Annotated in this window: 14 protein-coding genes; 5 read left to right on the top strand and 9 right to left on the bottom strand. The window is 69.7% G+C overall.

Features of this window, described 5'->3' with window-relative positions:
- Nucleotides 1-212: 212 nt before the first annotated feature.
- The 8 genes from AC5K6T_RS04470 to AC5K6T_RS04435 all read right to left on the bottom strand — a co-directional run bounded on the left by AC5K6T_RS04470 (nt 213) and on the right by AC5K6T_RS04435 (nt 14,686).
- The gene (locus tag AC5K6T_RS04470; protein WP_493205819.1) at nt 213-1,916 is read right to left on the bottom strand and encodes a hypothetical protein; all 1,704 of its coding nucleotides are present in this window, start codon (nt 1,914-1,916) and stop codon (nt 213-215) included.
- Nucleotides 1,913-2,668 (bottom strand): DUF4386 family protein, encoded by a 756-nt coding sequence (locus tag AC5K6T_RS04465; RefSeq protein ID WP_493205818.1) that lies wholly within the window; start codon nt 2,666-2,668, stop codon nt 1,913-1,915. The genes AC5K6T_RS04470 and AC5K6T_RS04465 overlap by 4 nt, the downstream gene beginning before the upstream one ends.
- Before the next feature lie 321 nt (nt 2,669-2,989).
- Nucleotides 2,990-3,409 carry an L-asparaginase family protein gene (locus AC5K6T_RS04460; protein ID WP_493205816.1) on the bottom strand — a complete coding sequence of 140 codons (420 nt, stop codon included), beginning with the start codon at nt 3,407-3,409 and terminating at the stop codon, nt 2,990-2,992.
- Nucleotides 3,410-3,470: 61 nt separating this feature from the next.
- Entirely contained in the window at nt 3,471-5,597 is a 2,127-nt protein-coding gene (locus AC5K6T_RS04455; protein ID WP_493205814.1) for a DEAD/DEAH box helicase, read from the bottom strand.
- Entirely contained in the window at nt 5,594-6,934 is a 1,341-nt protein-coding gene (gene brxD / locus AC5K6T_RS04450) for a BREX system ATP-binding protein BrxD (RefSeq protein ID WP_493205812.1), read from the bottom strand. Before brxD ends, AC5K6T_RS04455 begins: the two co-directional genes overlap by 4 nt.
- Nucleotides 6,931-9,696 (bottom strand): BREX-2 system phosphatase PglZ, encoded by a 2,766-nt coding sequence (gene pglZ, locus AC5K6T_RS04445; RefSeq protein WP_493205810.1) that lies wholly within the window; start codon nt 9,694-9,696, stop codon nt 6,931-6,933. Before pglZ ends, brxD begins: the two co-directional genes overlap by 4 nt.
- Complete coding sequence (locus AC5K6T_RS04440) at nt 9,696-13,637, bottom strand: DUF6079 family protein (RefSeq protein WP_493205808.1); 3,942 nt, start codon at nt 13,635-13,637, stop codon at nt 9,696-9,698. The genes pglZ and AC5K6T_RS04440 overlap by 1 nt, the downstream gene beginning before the upstream one ends.
- Before the next feature lie 602 nt (nt 13,638-14,239).
- Nucleotides 14,240-14,686 carry an ATP-binding protein gene (locus tag AC5K6T_RS04435; protein WP_493205806.1) on the bottom strand — a complete coding sequence of 149 codons (447 nt, stop codon included), beginning with the start codon at nt 14,684-14,686 and terminating at the stop codon, nt 14,240-14,242.
- Between the two features lie 155 nt (nt 14,687-14,841).
- On the opposite strand from AC5K6T_RS04435, the gene AC5K6T_RS04430 reads away from it, so the two are divergent.
- Nucleotides 14,842-15,669: a helix-turn-helix domain-containing protein gene (locus tag AC5K6T_RS04430; protein WP_493207330.1), complete on the top strand. Its 828-nt coding sequence runs from the start codon at nt 14,842-14,844 to the stop codon at nt 15,667-15,669.
- Nucleotides 15,666-15,857 (top strand): DUF397 domain-containing protein, encoded by a 192-nt coding sequence (locus AC5K6T_RS04425; protein WP_493205804.1) that lies wholly within the window; start codon nt 15,666-15,668, stop codon nt 15,855-15,857. Before AC5K6T_RS04430 ends, AC5K6T_RS04425 begins: the two co-directional genes overlap by 4 nt.
- A 66-nt stretch (nt 15,858-15,923) precedes the next feature.
- Here the strand turns inward: AC5K6T_RS04425 and pglX are convergent, their stop codons facing one another.
- Complete coding sequence (gene pglX, locus AC5K6T_RS04420) at nt 15,924-19,673, bottom strand: BREX-2 system adenine-specific DNA-methyltransferase PglX (RefSeq protein WP_493205802.1); 3,750 nt, start codon at nt 19,671-19,673, stop codon at nt 15,924-15,926.
- A 146-nt stretch (nt 19,674-19,819) separates the two neighbouring features.
- Here pglX and AC5K6T_RS04415 point away from each other — a divergent pair, with 146 nt between their 5' ends.
- From AC5K6T_RS04415 to AC5K6T_RS04405, 3 genes are all read left to right on the top strand, one after another.
- The gene (locus AC5K6T_RS04415) at nt 19,820-20,392 is read left to right on the top strand and encodes a hypothetical protein (protein WP_493205800.1); all 573 of its coding nucleotides are present in this window, start codon (nt 19,820-19,822) and stop codon (nt 20,390-20,392) included.
- 63 nt (nt 20,393-20,455) lie between these two features.
- Nucleotides 20,456-21,808, top strand: coding sequence for a ParA family protein (locus tag AC5K6T_RS04410; protein WP_493205798.1), 1,353 nt, complete (start codon nt 20,456-20,458; stop codon nt 21,806-21,808).
- A complete protein-coding gene (locus AC5K6T_RS04405) occupies nt 21,805-23,280 on the top strand; it encodes a hypothetical protein (RefSeq protein WP_493205796.1) in 1,476 nt (491 codons plus the stop codon). The genes AC5K6T_RS04410 and AC5K6T_RS04405 overlap by 4 nt, the downstream gene beginning before the upstream one ends.
- Nucleotides 23,281-23,362 lie beyond the last annotated feature (82 nt).

Here is a 23,362-nt window from a genome sequence, read left to right as displayed (position 1 = left end):
TCCATCACCCGTCCACAACCTCCCGGGGCGATACACCTAGGGCCGCGGCGCCAGGTCCCGGCACCACCTGCGGGAGGCTGCTCGTCCTGCCGGGCCGGGCAGGCGTCACGCCGATCGGCCTGCCCGGGCGGGGAGACCCGTACCCCGCGCCCCGGCCGCGCGGACCTGCGGGACGAGCGCCCCGCCACGCCGAAGGGGGACGGCTGACCGGCTCAGGACTTCGGGCACGTGGAGCCTTGGACGGACTCCGGGATGTACACGCCGTTCTTGCACGGCACGACCTGGAAGATGAAGAGAGAACCCTGGGTGCCCATCATGTAGACGCGTCCGCCGTACCCGATGTTGATGAGGCTTCCGGTGGTCGTGGCGGAGTGCTGGGTGCTTTCGGCGAGGGTCTTTCCGGTCTTCTCGTCCAGCCACACCAGGGTCTCCTCGTAGTTGGAGTCCTCGGCGAGGGCCTTCGCGGGGCTGTTGTCGATGACGTTCTGCGTGAGCAGGACCCGCTGGCCGGCCGGCCCGACGGCGGCGAAGTAGTCGCCCATGGTGATGTCGTCCCGTTGCCACTTCACCTTCATCTTGCCGGTGTCCTGGTCGATCTGGACGGCGAAGATGCCCGGCACGAGCCAGTCCTGCATGAAGAACAGGCCGTTCTCCGGGTCGGTGGAGAAGGCGGCGGCGGACGTACTCGTGCTCATGCCACGAGCGGGCAGTTTCTCGCCCCACGGGCACAGGCGGCTGGAGTCGTTCGGATCGTCCTGGCTGACCGCGAACGCGCAGATCGGCACCTGAGTCGAGGGTGCGGCGTTGGCGTTGGAGATGATCCACTTTCCCACGACCGCGGGAGCGTCACCCGCGCCCTGGCCGTCGAGCAGATACTTCGGCGCCCAGGAGGTGTCCTCGGTGAGTTTCCGGGTCTGCGGGTCCCAGCGCAGGCGGATGATGGTCTCGGTCCCGTCGAGGTAGGCGTAGATGTTGTCCCGCCAGGTCGTCACGATCGGACGGGCCACGACCGCCTGGCTCAGCTCGGTCGTGGTGACGACGTCCAGAGTCTCCGGGTCGAGGACGGCGGCCGTGGTCTTCGGGTTGGCTTCGGTCGCCCCCGGGCACGACGACAGGGCGTAGTTGCCGTAGGTGTCGCAACCGGACGCGCGGTTCTGCGACTTCAGCAGGATGTGGCCCTTCTCGTCGGGCAGGAAGTGGAAGCCGTCGAAGTTGGCGTCCTTCTGTGCGCCGTCGAGCATCGTCACTTCCCGGTGGGCGAGCATCGCGCCGGACGTGGGGTTGAGCCGGTAGACGTGCGGGCCGAACGCCGCGTAGACGCCTTCCTTCCCGACGGCCATGCTCGGAGCCGGGTTGAACTGGCCGTTGGTGTTGATGTTCCACAGCGGCTGGCGCCAGATCTCCCGGCCGGTCGAGGGGTTGAACTTCGACACGTACGGTCCGGGAGCGTACGTCTCCAGTCCGGAGGTTCCACCGATGAGGTAGGCGTCGTCGGGTCCTCCGAAGGTGACGAAGACGATGCCGCCGGGGTAGTTCGTCTCGGACTTGTACATGAAGACCTGGTTGGGCCCCTTGGAGTCACCGGTCCATGTGGCACACGGATAGACGCCGCTGTGGATCGAGTCGGTGTGCTCCGGTGCGCCGATCACGGGCGGGTAGTTCACCATGTGGTTGGCGGGGTCGGCCGCATAGCTCTTCATGCAGTCGACTTCCCTGGGGATGGCGTTCAGGTCCCCGACGAGCGGCCCGGTGTTGGCGAGGGGGCTCTCCGGGAACCCGCTCAGGTTGTTGGCGATCTGCGGCGTGGCCCCCTTGAGCAGCGGCACGAGGATCAGCACGAGCAGTACGGCCACCGCCACGACGAGTTCCAGGACCGGCTTGATGACGCGCCAGACACGGTGCAGGAAGCGCTTCACTTGCCCACCCCTTCCGTCACCGTCGGGACTGGCCCGACGTTCTCGGACCGCTCTGCCGTGACCGGGTGACGCCTGCGGAAGACGAGGACGAGGCTCGCGAGCAGCAGCCACACGACGAACGCCGCCCACCACGTCCACTGCCCGAGCGCCCCGGTCGCCGGGTTGAGGACGCCGCTCACCCAGAAGGGACTGGTGAAGGTGAGCACGGACGGAACGGCGGCCACCAGGGCCAGCCAGCCGAGCCAGCGGCCCATGACGCGGGTCTCCAGGATGACCTTGCCCACGGCGAGGAAGAACAGCGAGAACAGGCCGCCGCCGAGTGTGAACAGCACGGTCGCGGCGGTGAACAGCGCCGGTACCGTGTCGGCCTGCGCGGGGCTGGTCGTGAGCAGAATCGAGTAGGTCAGCGCGTACCCCACCATCAGCAAGCCCGAACCGGCGCTCGCGGCGACGAGCGTGACCGCCGAACCCCGTACCGCCCCGCCCTCCGCCTCCCGCAGGACCTTCCACAGCGCCCCCAGGAACCACAGGAACAGTGCGATTCCCAAGGTGTTGAACAGCACCTGAGCCCTCATCCCGTTCACGTTCTGGGAGAAGAAGTCATTCGCCGTCTGCGCGTTCTCGATCGACGGGTAGGACGGGGCCCCGGAAGGGTCGGTCGTCATGAACGCGATGAAGGCGGCCACGAACATCAGCACCGCGAGCACCCCGCTCGCGGCACCCATCTCTTCCCAACTACGTCGCTCGTCCAAGACCGTTCCTCCCGGCATCGTCATGGCCAGCCCTGAATGGCCACCATCGGGCAGCCCCGGATCTGGAGTCCGGGCCCGAACGATGCAGCCGTCACCACCGCTACAGAATGTACGCAGGTCATCACTGACGGGCATATTCGCTGATGCGTACGGGTGACATGGAAGGGTAGGGGCCGGAGAGAGACGGGCACCGAGCCTCGACCGGAGGCCGGGGATCCGGCGCACCCGGGTGGCGAAACGGCGGGACTGCGCCGGAGCGGGCGCGCCGGGGAGTCTGCCCGGCGCAGCACCCGGGTGCGGGTGTCTCCTGGCGGGGTGGGGTCAGCGGGCGGAGGCGGTGGCGAAGGTCTCGCGGACCGTCGCTCCGTCGGCGCCCCGGGCGAGCAGGGCCTGCAGGAGGATCCGGGCCTGGTACGGGCCGAGGTCTCCGGCGCCGATGAGTCCTCGTCCGAGGAGGTCCTTCTCGGAGCCGGGGAAGCCGTACGTGTCGGACAGGACGGGTCCGTTGCCGATGCGCGAGGCGAGGACCACGGGGATGCGGGACGCGAGCTCGGTGAGCCCTTCGACGAGACGCTCCGGGACGTGGCCGACGCCGAAGGCCGCGACCACGAGCCCGTCGCGGCTGCCGTCCCACAGGCCGAGCAGGGTGCCGTCGTCGCCGAGGGTGACGGTGCGGAGCCCGACGCGCGCCTCGCGGGTGGGGGCGCCGACGAGCGGTCCGCGGCGAGGCAGCCCGCCCACCCCTCCGCACCCGGTGCTCCGCGATCCGCGCGATCGGGCCAGGAGTTGCGTCAGTCGGTCATCATGGCCGTGCAACGAACCGCACGGGTTCAGACAGCACGCGCGCTGCCGACTCCAGGTCCGCCAGCCGCCTTGCCAGCGTCGACTCGGCGAGCCTGGGCGGCAGCGCATCCGCGAACTTCAGTCCTTTGACCGCCCGCTCGTCGACCTCCGGCAGGCACAGATGGTCCGAGGCGGCGACCGAGACCTGTTTCCAGGCGTCCGGGCTGAGGTCCTCACGCAGCCGGATCCAGCAGTCGTTGATCTGCTGGGCAGGTACGGCGACCTCAGCGAGCGTCGCTGCGAGTGTGGCGTTCGCCCGATGGCCGGCCCATGTCCACCACCTCACGTGTCCTCCGGGACCGCGGGTGATCACCGTGCCTCCGGGGTGCACCCCTTCCATGACGTGCTCCCGTGCTTCGACCAGGTACTTCTCGGCTCGTGCCGTGAGGTCCACCGGCGGGTTCGCCCCGAGAAGCACGTCCCGTACGGCGCGCGTCAGTTCGAAGGAGATGCCGAGGCCGAGCCCGGCTCCGCTCCACTTCGCCCGGCCACCGCCGTCGACGGGTTCGACGAAGCACCGCTTGCGCTTCCAGTCGATGTACGTGACCTGCCAGCTCCGCCCGGCCAGGAGCAACCGACGTGGCCCGTCGATCCGTTCGGTGAGCAGGCTGGGATCCGTTCTGCCGATCTCCCGACGCCCTTGCACCACGGTGAACTGGGGAGGCGCGGTGAACACCGCTGTGAGGTTCATGAAGTGCCGGTGCCCGAAGCGCCGTTCCGCCTCGGGGCCGATGAACAGGAGTCCGCCGTCCTGGTCCAGGTAGCCGTTGTCGACCAGGTGCCGGACGATCGGCTCGGCGGACTGCCCGAACGGGCCGAGGCCGTTCCACCACTCCTGCCAGAGACGGTCCCCGACCTGCGATTCCTGCAGGCACAGCGCGAGAAGCTGCTGGGCCACGATGTGCCGCGGCTCCGGCGGGGCGACGACGGGCTCCACCCAGCCGCGGGACCACTGCAGGAGGAGGGCCGAAGCACCGAGGAGTCCGTCGCGGTCCAGTGCGAGGAAGAGGCAGTTGCGTGACGTGCCGGGTCTGCGTCCGGTGCGGCCCAGCCGTTGCAGGAAGGAGGCGACGGTGAGCGGGGAGTCGATCTGGATGACCCGGTCCAGATCGCCGACGTCGATGCCGAGTTCGAGGGTGCTCGTGGAGACGATGACGCAGTCGCGGGCCTCGGCGAAGGCGTGTTCCGCGCGTCGGCGTTCGTCGACGGAGAGGGAGGCGTGGGAGAGGAAGGCGGTCACGCCCTTGGCGCGCAGCTTTTCGCCCAGTTCCTCGACGAGCCTGCGGGACTCGCAGAAGACGAGACGTTTCTCGCCGCGGTGCAGGGCCGCGATCATGGTGGCGGCGTTGTCGACGGAACCCACGTAGTCGAGCTGGATGTCCGGGGGTGGTGGCGCCGCTCCCGATGTCCCCGGCTCCGGGTCGGCCAGGTGCGGTGCCACCACCGCGGACGGCTGCTTCCCCGCTCCGGATCCCTGCAGCCACAGCAGCAGCTCGTCCGGGTTTCCCACGGTGGCGGACAGTCCGACTCGCTGGACGGGACGTCCGACCACGCGCTGGAGCCGCTCCAGGACGGCCAGAAGGTGCCAGCCCCGGTCGTCCCCGGCGAAGGCGTGCACCTCGTCGACGACCACGGTGCGCAATCCGGAGAAGAAGGAGGTGTGGTCGACGTTCGCGCTCACCAGCATCGCCTCCAGCGACTCCGGCGTGGTGAGCAGGATGTCGGGACGCGCCGCCAGGATCCGTTTGCGCGCGCCGGAGGTGACGTCCCCGTGCCACAGGGCGACCGTGCGTCCGAGCCACGAGGTGTACGTCTCCAGCCGGGGCAGCAGGTTGTTGAGCAGCGCCTTGAGCGGACACACGTAGAGGACGGACGTCCCTGACCACGTCTGCTGCACCATCTTCGACAGCAGCGGGAACGACGCGGCCTCCGTCTTGCCTCCGGCGGTGGGCGCCAGGAGGATCGCGTCGTCGCCCGCGAGCAGCGGCTCGATGGCCTCCTCCTGCAGGGGGCGCAGTCCGGGCCAGCCGAGCGTGTTGACGATGTGGTGGACGAGTGCGGGTTCGAGATCGTCGATGCCGCTCACGGCATCTCCAGGTCGATGTCGTCCGCGCGTGCGGCGGCCGCGTTGCGTTCGGCCTCGGTCAGCTCGCCGTCCGAGAGGGTGAGCGCGTAGTGCCTGCGTGGATCGAAGTCCTGGAACTCGTCCACCCGGTCGAGCACGTCGGCGACGAGTTTGCGGAGGAACACGCGGGGCGCGACGCCGACCTTGCCCCCGAGTCCGCCGGTGACGGCGGTGGCGAGCTCCATGAGATACGCGTCGTCCACCTGCTGTCCGACGCGTTCCGGATGCCGGGCGGCACCCGCGTACAGGTCGCGCACGCGCCTGCCCAACGCGCCGAGCCGCTCCAGGTCGAAACCGGCGAGGCGTAGTTGGACCGCCCTCGGAGAGTCGAAGCGTGGGTCGGTGGTGAAGTCGGTCGCCAGTCGCTGCGCGAGCGGCGGAAGCCGCTGCGCGCCCTGCCGGCCGTCGAAGAAGGCCGGTGTCCCCGTGATGACGAGAAACAGCCCGGGGAAGCGTCCGGCATCGATCTCGTCGAGCAGCTGCCGCAGCGCGTTGAGTCCCTTCTCCCGTACGTCACCGCGCACCCGCTGAAGGGTCTCGATCTCGTCGAGGACGACCAGCAGCCCCGGGTGGCCGCAGTCCCGCAGCACGGTGAGCAGTCCCTGCAGGAAGCCGAGTGCCGCGAAGTGGTCGAGGTCGCCCCGCACCCCGGCGGCCCGGCGTGCGGACGCGGCGACGGACTTCTGACCGCCGAGCCAGGCGATGAGGGCTTCCGCGGTCACCGCGTCGTCGGCTGCGACCGCGCGCCGGTACCCGCGCAGGGCTGCGGCGAACGCCGGTGTGGTGCGGGCCACCTCGGCGAGCCGACGCTCCATCAGCGCGTCGACGGCTTCGCCCAGCGCCGCTTCGTCGTCCTCGTCCACGTCCCCGTTGTCGAGGACCTCCTCCTCCAGTGTGTAGAACCAGGAGTCGACGATCGCGCGCAGCGCACTGGGCTGGTGGGTCGCCGTGGACAGCCGCTCGGTCAGCCGGCGGTACACCGTCTCCAGCCGGTGCAGAGGTGTCTCCGTCTCGGAGATCTGCACCTCGGCCGTGGCGAGCCCGGCGCGCTTGGCCCGCTCGGCGAGCCAGCGTGCGAAGAAGGTCTTGCCGGATCCGTACTCTCCGCGGATGGCGTGGAAGGCGGCCCCGCCGCGCGCCACGGTGGCCACGTCCTCGTCGAGGGCGCCGGTGAACCGGTCGAGGCCGACCGCGAAGAGGTCGAGCCCGGAGTGCGGCACGGTGCCCCGGCGCAGTGCGTCGACGACCTCCTGCCGCCGGACCGCGCTCACGTCGGGCGACGGCGTCTTCGGCGTCACGTCGGCTCCTTCGGGAAGAACTGGTCGCGCAGCAGGGTCACATCGAGTTTCACCGTGTGCCCGGCGTCGATGAAGCCGAGGACGGGATAGCCCTCGATGTTGAGCAGCCGCTGCAGGGTGGCGATGAACCCGTCGATGTTGCGCCGTACCCGCCCGGTCGCCGAGATGGCGCCGGCGAGCGCGGCCGGTGACATGGTGCCGCCCGCCCCGGCCAGTGCGTCGACGACGGCCGCCACGACCTTGCTCTCGGGGGCCTTGCGGACGTACTCCTTCTGCGCCGCGTACACCTCGCTGGCGACCACGCGCTCGCCCAGGGTGGCGGGGGCGGCTCCGTCCGCGGCCGCCGCTGCGACGTCGGCGGCGGCGAAGAGCCCTTCGCCCGCGTGCTGCTCCTTCGGCTTTCCCCGCTTCGGCTTGCGCGGTGCCTCCTGGGCTGCCACGGCCTCGGACTGCCCGCCCTTGTGGGGGGCCCACCATCGAGGCACGGCCTGTTCCCGGGGCAGGGCCTCCCATCCCTTCGGCACCTGGTCCCGGTCGGGCACCAGGACGAGCAGCGGCACGGTGACCTCCGCGAGTGCGGCTCCGCCGTGGTACCCGGCCCGGCGGCCGGTGTAGCGGATGTCCTCCCGCCAGGGCACGACGACGGTGCCGCCGCCCTCCAGTACGCGCGGTCCCGACAGCTGGACCTCGCCGTCCTTCGCCGCGCCGGTACGCCATCGGGCCGAGCCGGGTGTCGCGCGCTCGTCGCCCGCGGGCCCTTCGCTCGCGCCCCTCTCCAGCACATGGCCGTGGTCGGCGACGAGCACGACCGGGCGCCCGTACCCCTTGGCCGCCGACAGCAGTTCCCGCAGGTAGGTGACGTCGCCCAGGCTCCACTGGGTACGCCGCCCCTGCTGTCCCTTGTCGAGGGCGTCGTCGATGGTGTTCAGTACGACGCCGACGACCGCGTCCGAGGCGAGCGCGGCCATGAGCTCCTCGGAGAGGAACCTTCCCGCTCCTCCCTCTATCCCGGCCTTGTGGAAGAGCAGTGCGTCGAGTCGCCGTTGCTTCCAGAAGGCGGCGAAGCCCGCACTCTCCTTCGCCTGCCCGCCCTTGACCGCCGTTCCGGTGAGCAGGGAGGCACGGCTGACCTCGGTGACCGAGGGGATCATGGACACCGCGGCCATCCGACGCGGCTGTTCTGCCGAGCCCGTCCTGCCGGGCACGGCCTCGGTCCAGCCCTCGCGCTCGGCCTCCTCGCCCAGTTGGGCGGCGACGGCGCAGCTCATGCCGTCCAGTACCAGCACGAGCGGAGCCGTGTCGCCGGCCAGCGGCCTGACGGCTTCGGCCAGTACGTTCTCGACGACCAGGCAGCCGCCGGGGTGGAGCGCGGTGGCGTTCGGCGTCCAGGACGCCAGCCGCCGGGCGAACTCCTCGTCCAGCCCCTCGCGTCGCTGACGAGCCGCCTCGTACAGGGCACGGAGGTCCTCGCCCGCGGCGGTGTCACCCTCGGGGTCGCCGGCCCACAGCACGGCGAGCGCCCGGTCCGCCCAGCCCCAGTCCCCTGCCTGGTCCCTGACTCCGGCCGCCACCGACGCCACCGTGGGCCGTGGAAGGGCCAGCCAGCGGGCGATCCGTACGGCCATCTCGGCCACGCCGACGCGGTCCGTGTCCAGGCGGGCCAGCATGTGCGCGTTCAGCTCGGACAGGGCCGCCTCCCCCGCTTGTGGGGAGGTACGGGCCGCCGCCGTCACGTGCCGCAGCTGGGCCGTGAAGCTGGAGGGCAGGAAGCGGTTGGATTCGAGGGCGACGGTGAGTCCGGCGTCCTCGGCGAGCTTGTCGGCACGCTTGAGGACGGCGGTGACCCGCTCCAGTGCGTCGGCGTTGTGCCGGGCCTCCCCGATCCAGCGGATGAGGGCGCCCTCGACGGCTTCGGTGAAGGACTGCAGTTCCGTCCGGCGCGGCATCACCTGGCCGAACAGTCCACCGACGGCGAGCACCACGTCCGGGCTCGCGGCCTGGTCGCGCAGGACGGCTCCCAGCAGACCGAGCGGCATCGCGTCCGGTCCGCGCCCGGTCTCGGCCAGGGACATCAGGACCGGTGCGGCCGGCCCCGTGGTCTCACCGAGCCACTTCTTCAGCTCGTCCCGTTCCGTCTGGTCCAGCTCGGCGAAGCGCAGGGGCCCCGCAGGTGTACGGGACCAGGTGAGCAGGGCGTCCAGATCGACGACGGTCCCCGCCGCCGGGGTCGCCCCGTCGGTGCCGTCATCCAGCCCGAGCCGGGCCACGACCAGGGCGCGCAGCGCCGCGTCCCGCGTCAGGACGGAGCCCGCGCGCTTCCACCCCTGGGGCGGCTCGGCGTCGAGCAGCGCCTCCAGCAGCCATGCCTCGTCGTACATGCGCGGGTCGAGTCCGGCGGCGCCGAAGCGCTGCATGACGATCTCGGCGTTCTCCACCGTGAGCGTCTGCCGCCGTACCGCCTGCCCGCGCAGGTCCCAGCCGATCTGACCGTCGTCGACGCCGGTGGTGACGACGAGGAGGTCCGCACCGGCAGCCCTGTCCCGGTGCTTCGTCCACTCCTCGAGGATGCCCAGGACGGACGTTTGATGGCTGACGCGGACGCGCCGCGTGTCCTGCCCCGTCCGCACGGTGAACTCCTCGGGCGCGCCGGCCGTGTAGCGCCCGTGCACCAGGACGAGACGCCTCTCTCCGAGCCCGGAGGCGTGCGTGGCGAGCAGAGCCTCGATGGTGCGACGGCCCACCTGGGGCAGAGCGGCGCCCATCAGCGTCCGGTCTCCTGGCCGTCGGCGGGCACCGGGCGCCAGGTGACCTGGATGCGGGTGCCCGGATGCGCGGCGAGGTACGACCTGATCTCCTCCTCCACGTCGGCGACCGTGGCGGCGAGGGACGCTTCGAGCCGGGTGGGCTCGACGAGATGCGGAGCCCCCGGGCGTACGGCGGGGGCGGGTACGTCGGCCGGCCGCCCGCCGCCGTCGGCCGGCTGCGGCGTGTCCTCCGGCACGACCGGCGCCGACTGGATCACCGGCCTGCCGTGTTCCGTGAAGCTGATGTCGTCCGCGGTCGGCTGCGGTTGCGGCTGCGGTTGCGGCTGCGGTTGCGGCTGCGGCTGCGGCGGCACGGGCTGGGCGACCTGCGCGAGGCGGGCGACCTCGTTGACGAGGGCCAGCGCCCGGTCCTGGAGCTGTTCGAGTACGGGGACGAGCGAGCGGGCCTGCTCGTGGTCGTTCGCGGTCTCCTCGACGACCTGGATCAGCCGTGCGGCCCGGTCGCCCACGCCGTCGTCCCGTCCGGCGAAGCCGCGCACGCTGCCCAGCAGCTTCCAGTTGGTGTCGTCGAGCGCGTCCAGCACCTCGGGGGCCTGCTTGAGGGCTGCCCCGATCTCCTGGTCGGTCACGTCGTACGCCACGGCCGCGAGCTCGCGCACCACCACGGCCGCGTCGTCGGTGCGGGCGAGCCGGGCCACCAGGTCCGCCGCGGCCTTCATGGACCTCATCCGCGGGGCGTCCGCTCCCTGCGGCCCCTGCAGGCCCAGCTCCCCGGCCCGCTTCTGCAGCACGGACCGGACCCCGCTCACGGCATCCCGGTGGTTCTCGGCGACTTCCTTCACACCGGTGGCGAGTCTGGCGACGTTCAGCGCGATGAGCGCGGACGGTACGTGCACCCCGAAGATGCGTCCGGCCCGTTCACGCGCGGTCGCGAACTCCTCGTCGGTCGGCTTCTCGACGGCGCGCAGCCCGTAACCGGGACCGATCTTGTCCAGCTCGGGCGCCTGCCGCAGCGGCGAGGTCTGGTACACCCACGTCCGGTCGTCGAGCAGCGCGTAGGTGGCGATGATCAGGTTGCCGACGTTCTTCTCCAGGCCGGTGAACCCGAGCTGGCCGATCCACCTGCGGATGTCCTCGACGGACAGGTCCGTCCCGGCGTGGGCGTCGGCGGCCTTCTGGTTGATCCGCAGCCGCCACTCACGGCTGACGTTGAGCGGACCGTCGTGCACCTCGCCCAGTCCCAGCGGGTGCACGATCTTCTTCACCGTGGCCAGCTGGTGGCTGTCGACGACGACGCGTCGCTCACCGCTCTCCATGGCCCGGCCGATCCATTCGAGCGCCGTCTTCAGCTCGCGCAGGGTGACCGGCTTGCGGGTGAGGGCGGGGTCGAAGTCGGGGTGCTTCGGGTGGAGCACGGCGAACATCTCGTCCGCGAGGGCGTAGAGGTTCTTCTCGAAGCCGATCCCGGGCTCGGGCTTCTTCCGTGTGAAGCCGGGCCGCAGCGACCACACGTGCTGGTCCGCCGGGACCTCGGCCCCCACGTTCGCGGTCTCCGCCTTGCTGATCCCGTACAACTGCTCCAGTACGGCGGAGAGTTGCGTGGTGAGGTTGTCGCTCTGCGCCTTGAGCTGGTGGCGGATCTGGATCCGTTCCTCGGCCGGGCGGGTGGCGGTGACGTCGTCGAGGCGGTCGCGCTCCAGCAGATAGTTGATCTTCAGGAGCCGTCCGAGCTGCCGGGCCCGCTGCTCGGAGAAGAAGTCGGGCAGCCAGACGACGGTGTTCCCGGTCCGCCCCGACCGCTTCAGGGCTTCGATCCGGTGGACGTCCTCGATGGGCGAGCGCTGCGGCTCGTCGAAGGGGTAGTCCAGCACGAAACGGATGTTGCCGTCCGTCTGCGGTTCGAACTGCTCGTCGGGCAGATGGGGATCCCGTACGTTCCCGAAGACGAACTCGGCGGTCCGCCTGGTGCCCCGCCAGACGATCTCGCGCTCGCACACGAACGCCTGCGTGTCCTTGATGCCGAAGGCCGCCCACAGCTGGTCCTTGACCCACTGCCGCCGGTGTCCGCCCTTGTCCGCGACCCCCTGGACCTCTTCGAGCAGCGGCTCGACGTCCAGGTCGGACAGGTGCAGATGGAAGACCGGGTCGGCGTCGCCCTCGCTCCTCAGCTCCCCGAAGCCCTGGGCCTGGAGGTCTCGCAGCGCCTTCACCGCGATCGATCCGGCCGACCCCACCCGGGCCCTGATCGTGCCGTGGTTGAGGGCGGCGAGCCGTCCACCGGTCAGCCGGGCCAGGGCCGGGACGTTGGGGGCGAGCGCGGCGAGCAGCAGCGTCTTGACGAGCCGGTCGTCCCGCCGGTAGCGCGGATCGTCGACGGACCCGTACTTCTCCAGCAGATGGGCCCGTACGCGTGCGTGGAAGCGGTGCGCGATCTCGGACTCGCGGCGCAGCTTGGCGGTGAACGCCTCACCGGTGCCCGACGCTATGACGTCCCACAGGTCGCCGATCGGGATCAGCTCCCCCATCCTCAGGTCGTCCCGCCGGCGCCTCAGCAGTTCCTGGACGAGCTTGAGGCCGGTGCGTTCGCGCTGGAGCGCTCCGGAGAGGTCCACGAGGACGTTGAGCAGCGCGGGCGAGAGCGGGTAGAGGGTGCGGAAGTCGTCCCAGCTTGCCTCGGTCCGCCCGTGGGCGTCGAGCAGCACCTGGCGGACCTCGTCCTTGGACGACTCGACGAGCGTGAAGGCCTCGTCGCGGGCCGCTTCCATCCCCGGCCTCGGTTCCAGCACCCGGCGCTTGATGATCTCGACGAGGTTGCTGTCCTCCAGGTTGACGACGTCGATGCGTCCGGCCAGGTACTCGATCTGCTGTTCCAGGTTCTGCACCTCGGCGCCGGCCACGTCGGAGCCGATCAGCTGCGACAGGTCGCGCTGACGCGAGATGAAGGACACGATCGGCACGGGCCGGTCGGTGTCCCCGGACTCGATCAGCTTGACCAGCCGCTGCACCTGGTCGCGCACGAAGTCCTGCTCGCCCATGTGCGCCTGGAGCCAGAGGATCAGCTCGTCGAGGAAGAGCACGATGCCGTCGTAGCCGAGGGACTTCGCGTGGCGGGAGATGACGGACAGCCCGTTCTCCAGCGGCACGAAGGCGTCCTTGTCGCCGCGCGCTCCCTGCGCGTACGCCGCCATGGGCCCGGAGAGCAGGGCGGACACGAGCGCCTCGCGGTACGGGTCCCCGGCGGGCGCGCCGAAGGCACGGTCCAGGTCGGCGGAGGTCCAGCTGCCGGCGGCCGGGGCGGCGTCGTCCGCGTCCAGCATGTCGAGGTCGTCGTCATCGCCGTCCGTGCCGACGGCACCGCCACCGGGGGCCACCGCGGCGGCCCCGTCCCCGAGCCACTGCACGAACTTGGTGTCGTCGGCCAGGAACTCCCGCTGCCTGCGCGCGTCCGCGAGCGCGGAGTCGGCCCGGTAGACGGCGGGGGTCGGCTTGTTCCCTTCCAGGGACCGCACGGCGTGCACGTAGCCGCCGAGGATGGCCGAGTCCAGGTCGGTGGAGCCCACGAGGTGGTAGGGCACCATGAGGAACCTGCTGCCGCGCAGCCAGTCGTCGTGCTCGGCGATGACCTCCTGCAGCCGCGGCTTGGAGCGGGCCGCGGCACTGTTGTTCAGCACGGCGTGCAGCACGGTCAGGAAGTGGCTCTTACCGGCGCCGAACGATCCGTGCAGGTAGGCGGCGTGCGAGTTCCCCGACCTGACCGCCGCCCCGACCAGCCCGAGCGCGCTGCGGAAGGCCCCCTGCAGCTGCTCGGTGACCACGTACTCCGCGACGCGGGCATCGGTTTCGGTGAACCCGCCGGACAGCTCGACCTTGAAATCGCCGGCATGGACGTCTTCCTTGATGTCGATGACATCCCGCAGGAAGAGTTCGCTGGTGGGCATCCGGCTCTCGTTCCCTCACTCGGCAGCAGTCGGGGCGCGCCGATCTCCCGGATCTCACGCGCGACATCCAATCTTGCCAGTCCTGCCATGCCTTGTGCCCAGGCCAGACGCAAGTCGCGTGATGCTCGGGTCACGTTCGGCGACGGCCGGCCGGACGGCAGTTGCCGTGCGTGACGAAACAGGCGCATACAGAGAAAGTGGCAGCCTGGATGGACATCTGTATCGTCGGGGTCCGGGTGACCCGTGGCAGATCGAGATCGAACAGGAGTTCGACACTGGCTGGAACTCCTCCCGGACCAGGAGTACGACAGGGCCGAGCGTGCCGCCGACACGCTTGCCGATCAGCCGACGACGCTCGGTGAGCCGTATGCGCGCCACCTCGGCGGCAAGCTCCGCCCCGAGGGGGCGGGTGCCTGTCCGGCACCCGCCCCCGGACGGCATCGGTCGCGGGCAACCGGCAGATGTCACGCCGAGACGATCACGCCGCCGACCGGCTCCGGGCATCCCGCCCTCCCCTCGCACCAGACCTGCGACCCGCGACCTCGGGTCGGAATGCGCCCAGCGAGGAACGTCGCCTCGGTGGCGGCGCGGCCGAGGCGGATTCAGTGATCGATCTCGGCCCAGACGACCTTGCCGGGCCCCTGGCGGTCGGCGACGCCCCAGCGGGAGGAGAGGGCGCCGACGATGACGAGGCCCCGGCCGTGGTCTTGATCGGTGGTCGCGTCCGTGGCACCGGTCGAGGGCGGCTGCGCGGTGAGCGGGCGGTCGCCCCGGGCATCGGCGACCTCGACGCGGAGCGTGTCCGTACGGTGCTCAAGGCGGAGGGCGAAGTCGCGGCCGGGTACGCGCGCGTGGAGTACGGCGTTGGAGGCCAGCTCGGCGACGACGAGGGCCACGGTGTCGGAGAGGTCCGAGCCGAACGGGATGCCCCAGGCGTCGAGTTGGTGCGTGGCGAGCTGGCGGGCGAGGCGGGCGCCGCGACGGGTCGCGCTGAGCCGCCGGGAGAACACACGTACGGTGACGGCCGGTTGAGTCTGAGGTGCGGTCATGCGGTCAGCGTTGTGGGAGGCAGAGCGGTTCAACAGGCACGGAACTGGTACAGCGGCGGCTGGGTGGGTTCACCCGGTGGACAGGGCGGGTGACGCCCCGTAACCATGGGTGGGTTGATGTCCCGGTGGGGTACGTGGGAGGTGGGCCGGGCGTGATGGACGGCGTCGCGAGCAGTGAACCGGAAGTGTCGGACGGCCTCAAGAGCTTCGGCGCGGTCCTGAAGGCGTTACGGGAGGAAGCGGGCCTGACGCAGGAGGAGTTCGCACCGCAGGTGCGGTACTCGGTGCATGCGGTGGCCAAGCTGGAGCAGGGGAAACGCTTCCCGTCGGTGAGGTTCATCGAGCGGGCCGGGGTGGTTCTCCAGGCGCCCAGGGTGCTCAAGGCGGCGGCACGGCATCTGACACGGAGGCAGGGGCTGGCCTCGTGGTTCGTGCAGTGGGCCGGGATCGAGGAGGAGGCGATCTCGCTCTACGCGTATGAGTGCCGGGCGATTCCTGGGTTGTTGCAGCCGGAGGCGTACATCCGGGCGATCTTTGATCGACGGTTGCCGCCGGTGACCGAGGAGCAAGTGGAACGTGAGACTGCGGCACGACTTGAGCGACAGCAACTCCTGACGCAGAAGCCGAACACGGCCTTCAGCTTCGTCATCGAACAGGCGCTGTTGGAACGGCGGGTGGGTGGAGCAAGCGTCACAGAAGCCCTCATCAACCACCTCCTGGAGGTCGGGAAGCTGCGCAACGTGGAGATCCAGCTCATGCCACTGCAGCAGGAAGACCACGCAGGCGTTGACGGCCAGATGTACCTGGCAGAGACTCCTGACAACCAGTGGATCGGCTACACCGAGGGTCAGCGTTCCAGCACCCTGATCACGTCATCGAAGGACGTCAGCGTCCTGCTCCAACGCTATGGCAAGCTGCGTGCGCAGGCCCTCGACTGCAGGGCCACGGTGAGCCTGCTGGAACACATGCGAGGAGCGCTATGAGCACTACGGAACCGGCGTGGTTCAAGAGCAGCTACAGCGGTAGCGAGGGCGACAACTGCGTCGAAGTCGCTGACTGCCCTGAAGCCGTCCACGTCCGGGACTCCAAGGACAAGGAGGGCGGCCGGCTGGCCCTCTCCCGCACCACGTGGTCGACCTTCGTCGCATACGCGGCAGACGCCCGACTCTGACAGCCACCCAACGCCCGTGGGGCTGCCGGTGTACTGAACTCCGGCAGCCCCACCGCCACGTACCGCCTACTCGACGTCGAGGGCGGACTGCTCCGGGGCACTCGCCTTCTTCGAGGCAGCAGCCTTACGCCCCCGCGCCCGCTTGACCGGCCGCCATGCCTTGAGATCCGCCGCACTGAGCCGATGCTTGCCCATCTGCTCGTCCAGGAAGGCATCACAGTCCTCCGCCGGCACGGACTCCCACTCGGGGTCGTACTCACCGTGCCACTGCCGTACCCAGGGCATGACCTCATGCAGCCCGGCGATCAACGGGGTCAACCGCTCGGTACCCCAACCGCTCTGCTCCGTACGGTCCTCGATGAGGTTGATGAGCGCCTGGGCCTGATCCTTGTGATCCCACCCGGCCCACCCGAGCAGTGTGGTCGGATCGGCGTCGGGCCCGGCCTCCAGATAGGAGACGAACCGCTCCTTGGGCACGTCGAGCTTGCCGCGGTGGGACCAGTAGGAGTGCTTGAGGAAGTCGGCGGACGAGTACTTCGGCGGTACGGGGATGTCGAGCCGCTGCCCGGTCCGGTCCTCCTCCCGCTGCTGCTCCCAGACCTCCTCCCACTGCGCACGCTTACGCAGGCCGGGGTCCTTGTAGCGCATGGCAGCGAGGTACGGCACGTGCTCGTCGGCGATGACTTCGGCGAGCACCTGCCCGAGCGGGAGGTCCGGCTTGGTGAGGTGGTCGGCGGCGTAGAGCGCGGCGACGGAGGTGAAGTCGGCGTCGGAACCCAGGGCGTCGGCAAGCTGGTTGACAGTGAGCGGACGCGGCTGCTTCACACCCTCGCGGAGGCTGAACCACAACGCGGGGTCTTCACACCGGTCGAGCAGCCAGGTGCGCAGGGCAGCCTTCTCCTTCTTCTCCCAGGGCTCGGAGGCCCATCGCCGCTTGCACTCGGGCCGCTCGATGAGCGCGATGTCCTTGCGCCGCTCGATGATGTCGATACGGGCCTGCACGATGTCTCGATACCAGTCGGGCCAGCGCCCTGGAATCTCGGTAACGGGCGTCGACCCGTGCCGCTCGAACCACGCGGTGTCGACCTCACCACTCGCACACTTCCGAGCCAGCACAATCTCAAACGCCCGCTCTCCGAGCCGCACTTCGGGGGTGTTCTCTCGATCAGGTGACTGAACGGTGGTCCGCGCCACCTCGGCGTCGGACAGCAGCGCGTACAACCCGTACACCTGCCAGTCCAGCTCTTCTTGGAGACCAATCATGCTCAGGCGGATGCGCGTGTACTGGGCGCGAGCATCATCAAGGGCTCGACGAGTAGGAGCGGAATCCTCAATGAGAGCGGACGGCTCCACCATGGCTAGCTCCTGAGCCATGGAATCCAGTGCGCGCGCGATGGCAAGAGGCAGCCGCTCGGGCAGCGGGAAGTCCTGGAGCTTGGTTCCTGTGAACTCGTACCGCTCCTCCCATTCCTCATCCTGAAGCCCTCGCCCAAGACCGCTGCCGCCTTTGCCCTGACTCACTTGCTTCAGCCAGAAACAAGCTGTCGAAGAGTTGAGCACCCCCATAAGATGCAAGTGCTCTTCTTCCCCTGCACCCTCCGGCAATTTAATCACCGGGGCGGAACGGTTGAACACCTTCCCGCCCCGGTCCAGCACGAAGTGGTTATTGGTCGCGACGAACGCAAACACAATCGACAAAGGAGTCTTGTAGGCGGAAGCAGTGTGTTGCATGTACTCCCACCACTCCAGACCCGCAGCTGCCATGTCGCCCTGAAACGTCCGGCGAGCAGCAAGTACGGTCCGCCACTGCCAGAGTTCTTCGACGAGCCCGCCGTCGGCAACCGTCGGGTCATAGGGGTACCAGATCCCTACCTCTGGCGCACCACCCCAGTCTCGAACAACCTCGCCCAGGAATAGCGGCCGCAAGCCGCGTCGATCTGCGCGTGTACGGTAAGTGGGCCTCAGAGGTCGCATGAACGCCTCATCCGCCCCTGCCCGAATTGCGCGTCCGATCGGCGGATCAATCTTCTTGCTTAGTACCGAGCGATTGGCGGCCACGCGGTCAAGCAGTGCTCCTGCCCCTCCGCCACTCACCGACCACGGATGAGCGGCGAAGACCTCCGCCCCTGCATCCTCGGCTGATACCCAATCTGACTCGCTCCCCGGCCGACTCACCTGCTCAACGATTGCCCGCCAGACCCGAGCTTCCTCCGCATCAGCTGGCTGCGTCGGTTCTCCCCGAACACCGAGCACCGCCCGGACTGTCCGCCCAGGGTTCGGCACCCGGTTCCGCCCCACGAGAATCACCGTCGGCGTACCGTGTCCGGGAATGAACGCCCCAGACGTATCAATCACATGCGAAAGCTCAACCCGGTTCCGGAAGACCACCTCGATCAGCTTCTTCCCGAACTCCCGCTTCATAAAAGAGTTCGCGGTGATCTGCCCGACGAAGCCTCCCCCACCCGTCGAACCACCGGCACCTTTCACAGCCAACTCAAACAGGCGCTGCGCGAACGGAACCGACAAAGCATACGTACCCGCGCAAGCATCATACGCCGCCCGATAATTCTCGTTCTCCCGCTTATCCTTCACCGTAATGTACGGCGGATTCCCCACCACAACGTGATAAGACCCCCGCCCCAGCAAGTCCACCTCCCCCGCGAACTCCCCCACATCCTCCGTAGAGTAGACAAAGGCGCCCCCACTCCCAGAGCCGCCCTCCTCCACCTCATCAAACAACGTACCCAAATCCGTCTGAATACCCGCCGCACCCCGCCCGTGCAGCAACGAATCCCCCACCGCCACGTTGATGGGAAACACCGGCGCGACCGCCAACCGCTCAGCCCCCGCAGCCCGCATGGCCGCGACCAGCAACCGGAACCGGGCGATGCTCACCGCAAACGGGTTCTTGTCGCACCCGTGGACGGACTCCAGAGCCCTCCGCACCACCGACCACTCGTCCGCGCCGGGCTCCGCCTCCCGCCACTTCTCCACAAGCCGCGCGAAGATGCCCAGCAAGAAGTGCCCGGACCCGCACGCGGGGTCGATCGTCCGCAGCCCCCGTCGCTCGACACCCCCCGGCCCCTCCACCACGGGATCCAGCCCGAACTCCTCGATGGCCGGCTCCAGCGTCAGATCGAGGATGAACTCCTCGACGAACTCCGGTGTCTGCAGCAGCGCGTACGTCTTCCGGGCATGGTCACTCAGGTCCTGGTACAGGTCACCGAGGAACCGCGTATCCCACTCCAGATGCGAGAAGTCGTAGACGATCCGCCCGTCCGCGTCCCACCGCCGCCAGAACCGCAACAACTCCGTCGCGGCCTCATAGCCAGGCATCAGCTCCCACAGCGGGTTGTGCGCCCGGTCGAAGAGACCGGCCACGGTCTCGTGGGCCCCCGCAAGATGCTCGAACGCGGCAAGCAGCCAGTCCCGGTCGTTGTGGTCGGGATGCTCGCGGAAGTGCGCCTCGTGCCGCTCCTCCGCCTCGACCAGCCGCTCCCCGGGCCCGGCGATGAACGGCGCCTCGATCAGCCCGTGGTCCTCACAGAACCGTACGAAGACGCAGGCCAGCACCCAGGCCACCGCGGCCTGGGTCACCCGCTCGTCCCGCCACGCCCCGTACGTCGCCGCCGTACGCTGCGCCTCCCGGGCCCGCCGGTACTCGGACTCCAGCCGGACGCGGTACTCCTCCACGGACTCACTGCGCGCACGCAGATCGTCCTCAAGGATCACGACCTGCCGCCGCAGATCCTTCAGCAACGCCGCCTGGTCCAGCCCTGCCCGCGCGTCCTGGCCCGTGACCGTCACTCTTCGCATCCCTCTCGCAGCACCACGTCGCCCACCGCACATCGCCATACGGTTTCGCATCCCAATCCTGCCAGCACCGCCGCCCGAAACAGATCCCGCAGGAGTCACGGCAAAGTACTCTCATCTGCCGTGATCACGCCGCTAAGGTGATCAGCGTGACGGCTCAGACACCCCCTCCGGTCCCGGCGGCCTCGACCCCGCCCGCAGCCCCGGCACCCGCAGCGCCTACGCCGACACCCACACCCGCTCACCCGCACTCCTTCCTGGAAGCGGGCCACTGCCACTACAACGCGGCAACGCAGCTCGCCAGGTCGCCGCAGCATTTCGGCCCCGCCGACCACCTGGCCGGTATCGCCGCCGAGTGCGCCATCAAGGCGATGCTGCTCGACTTCTTCGGTTCCGTACAGGACACGCCGCACGGGATTCCGTACAGCCCGGCGATCAGGAACCGGCCGACACAGAGCCGGCGGCAGGCGGACAGAGCGCGGAAGGACTCCCAGCACGGCCACCTCCCCCACGTCTGGGACCAACTCCTCCTCCTCGCGAACGGCCACCGCGGCGCCACCGTGCTCGCGCAGATCTCCCAGCAGAACCCCTTCCGGGAATCCGCCGACGAGTGGGACGTGGCCCACCGCTACCGTGACAGCAGCCAGATATCGGATCAGCGCGTGAAACGTCACCTCGCCGCGGCCCGTACCGTGATCGCCGCCTACCAACAGGCGAAGTAGCACAGAGCACAAACGCAGTCGAAGCCAAGCCGAAGCCGAAGTGGAACAGCAGGCGCCCGTCCCATGAACCCCATCCGATTCGACGCCGCGTGGCACGCCGCCCTGGGCCACGCCCGCCGGGCCGCCGAAACCGGCCGGGACACCGTCCTCGTACGCGACCTGTTCGGGCGTGCGTCGCTCCTCATCGACGACGAGTCCGAGCCGCTGCCCGCCGAGGAGCTGGAAGCACTCGCGGAGGCGTTCCGACGCGACACCCAGGCCTTCGCAGGCGCCCAGCCCGTCCAGACCACGTCCACGATGTTCGCGCCGGAGATGTTCTTCGCCTCCCCCGAACTCATCGTGCAGGACGAGGGCGACCCGGGACAGCGAGGCAGGGTCGCCGTGCTCGAACGGACGGTCGTGGGCGCCGACTGGGCCCGGGAGGCCGCACCGGGCGCTTCGCCGCAGCCCGAGGTGCGGGAGCGGCGGGTCGCCCTGTACGGCTTCAAGGGCGGCGTCGGGCGCTCCACCGCCACCGCCGTCCTCGCCCGGCACTTCGCCGACAAGGGCAGGTGCGTCCTCGTCGTCGACCTCGACCTGGAGTCCCCGGGAGTCTCCACGCTCCTGCACGGCCTCGCCGAGCTGCCCGAGCACGGCATCGTGGACCACCTGGTCGAAGCCGGCGTCGGCAACGCCGAAGGGCTGGAGCTGGTCACCCAGAGCTCGTTCTTCACGCCCGCCCAGGGCAACGGCGAGATCTGGCTGGCCCCCGCCGGAGGCCGCCCCCGCGACGACTACGACTACCTCGCGAAGCTGAACCGCATATACAGCGACCTTCCGGCCGCCGAACCGGGCGGCGCGCCCAAGCCGTTCTGCGTGCGGCTGGAGGAGGCCATCGCCGCCTGCGAGGCGCAGGTGGCGGGGATCTCGCGGCAGCCGGACGTCGTCCTGCTCGACAGCCGCGCCGGCATCCACGACATCGCCGCCGTCACCCTCACCCGGCTCAGCGGGCTCTCCCTGCTCTTCACCGTCGACAACCCGTCCACCTGGTACGGCTACGGCATGCTGCTCTCCCAGTGGAAGCAGCGCCCGGACCAGGCCGTCGACCTGCGTGAGCGCCTCCGGATCGTGGCCGCCATGTTCCGGTCCGCCGGGGACGTACAGCGCCTGCACAAGCTCCGCGACAACGCCCAGAAGATGTTCGCCGACACGCTCTACGACGACGCCGAGGGCGCGGACCTGGACGCGTACCACCCGGCCCTGGAGGACGACCAGGCCCCGCACGCGCCCATCCCGGTCCTCTTCAGCCACGACCTGATCGGCCTCGACCCGCTCCAGGATCGCGACTGGCCCGAACTGCCCTTCGTGGAGGCCGCGTACAAGAGGTTCCTCGACGAGGTCCACCAACTCGTCTTCCCGAGCGAGGAGCCGTCATGACGGACCGGGACCTGCTGTCCACCGACGAGTACCGGACGCTGCTCGCCACCGCGCCCGGCAGCGCGTTCGACGCCGACACCGTGAGCCCCGACGTCACACGGCTGTTCACGCCGTCGAGCCACCGGCGTGCGCTGGATCCCGACGTGACGGTGGTGCGCGGCGCACGCGGTTCCGGCAAGACCGTGTGGACCAAGGTCCTCGGCGACGACAGGATGCGCGAGATCGCGGCGGCCTCGTACATGATGCCCCGGCTGCAACGGATGACGGTCGCCACCGGCCACGCGAAGGGTGGCGAGCCGAACCTGCACCATCCCGGCAAGAACGTCATCAGCAAGCTCCTGGAAGACGGCGTCAAGCCCCAGCACCTCTGGTCTGCCGTGGTCCTGACCGGACTCGGGGCCCCGGAGACCCTGCGCATCGAAGGCTGGGACAAGCGGGTCCGCTGGGTCGCCGAGCACCCGGAGTCCTGCGAACGGGCTCTGTGGACGATCGACCAGGAGGCCCGCAAGAGCGGCCGCACCCGCCTGCTGATCTTCGATGCCCTGGAGCACCTGCACAACGAACGGCCGGTCGTCGACCGGCTGGTGTCCGGCCTCTTCGAGGCGGCGCTGGATCTCCGCATGAGCACCAGCGCGATCCGGGCGAAGATCTTCGTCCGCCCGGACATGTACGAGAGCGCCCCGAAGCACTTCCCGGACGCCTCCAAACTCGGCGCCAACGCCACCGACCTGACCTGGACCACGGAGAACCTGTACGGCCTCCTCTACCACCAGCTCGGCAACCACCCGAGCCCCGAGGCGGAGAAGTTCCGTTCGTGGACCGGCAGTTGGCGCAGTGAGGGCCAAGGCAGGTGCATCGCACCCGTCGACGTCATCGCCACCCCGAAACGGCAGCAGGAACTGTTCGTCACCATGGCCGGCCCGTACATGGGCGCGAGCCACCGCCGCGGCCACACGTACACCTGGCTTCCCAACCACCTGCAGGACGGCAAGGGCCAGGTCAGTCCGCGCACCCTCCTCCAGGCCGTCTCCACGGCGGCGACCATCAGCCGGGACCGCTACCCCGCACACGAACACGCCCTTCACTACGACGCCATCCGCGCGTCCGTGAGTACCGCCTCCCAGATCCGCGTGGACGAGATCAAGGAGGACATCAGCTGGGCGGCGGTCGCCGTCGAGCAGCTGCGGGGCGGCCAGGTGCCGATGCAGCCGTCCGTGGTCCTCGCCTACTGGCGGGACGCCGCCCTCTCCGCGAAGCTGCGCGAGGTCCTGGCGAACGGGTCGCAGGGCAGCGGGCCGGAGGACGTGGACAACCACCGCGAGCTGATCGACGAGCTGGAACGGCTCGGCGTGATGACACGGCGCGCGGCGGGCGCCACCGACCTGCGCGACTACGCGGTCGACATCCCCGACGTCTACCGCCTGGCCTTCGGCATCGGCCGCAAGGGGGGCGTCTCCCGGCGCGCGCACTGACGACAGGCAGATCCCCGCGTGCCTCCGTAAGGGGCGCGGGGAACTGCGCGACCAGCCACGACGGCACCGCGGACGGCAGGCG

It is taken from the genome of Streptomyces sp. B8-7, assembly GCF_058833805.1.
This window is presented reverse-complemented; position numbering and strand designations above follow the sequence as displayed.

What these genes read in the sequence shown, in the direction of transcription:
- pglZ (WP_493205810.1), bottom strand. Translation starts at nt 9,696, where the DNA reads ATGGGCGCCGCTCTGCCCCAGGTGGGCCGTCGCACCATCGAGGCTCTG.
- AC5K6T_RS04440 (WP_493205808.1), bottom strand. Translation starts at nt 13,637, where the DNA reads ATGCCCACCAGCGAACTCTTCCTGCGGGATGTCATCGACATCAAGGAA.
- AC5K6T_RS04435 (WP_493205806.1), bottom strand. Translation starts at nt 14,686, where the DNA reads ATGACCGCACCTCAGACTCAACCGGCCGTCACCGTACGTGTGTTCTCC.
- AC5K6T_RS04430 (WP_493207330.1), top strand. Translation starts at nt 14,842, where the DNA reads ATGGACGGCGTCGCGAGCAGTGAACCGGAAGTGTCGGACGGCCTCAAG.
- AC5K6T_RS04425 (WP_493205804.1), top strand. Translation starts at nt 15,666, where the DNA reads ATGAGCACTACGGAACCGGCGTGGTTCAAGAGCAGCTACAGCGGTAGC.
- pglX (WP_493205802.1), bottom strand. Translation starts at nt 19,673, where the DNA reads ATGCGAAGAGTGACGGTCACGGGCCAGGACGCGCGGGCAGGGCTGGAC.
- AC5K6T_RS04410 (WP_493205798.1), top strand. Translation starts at nt 20,456, where the DNA reads ATGAACCCCATCCGATTCGACGCCGCGTGGCACGCCGCCCTGGGCCAC.
- AC5K6T_RS04405 (WP_493205796.1), top strand. Translation starts at nt 21,805, where the DNA reads ATGACGGACCGGGACCTGCTGTCCACCGACGAGTACCGGACGCTGCTC.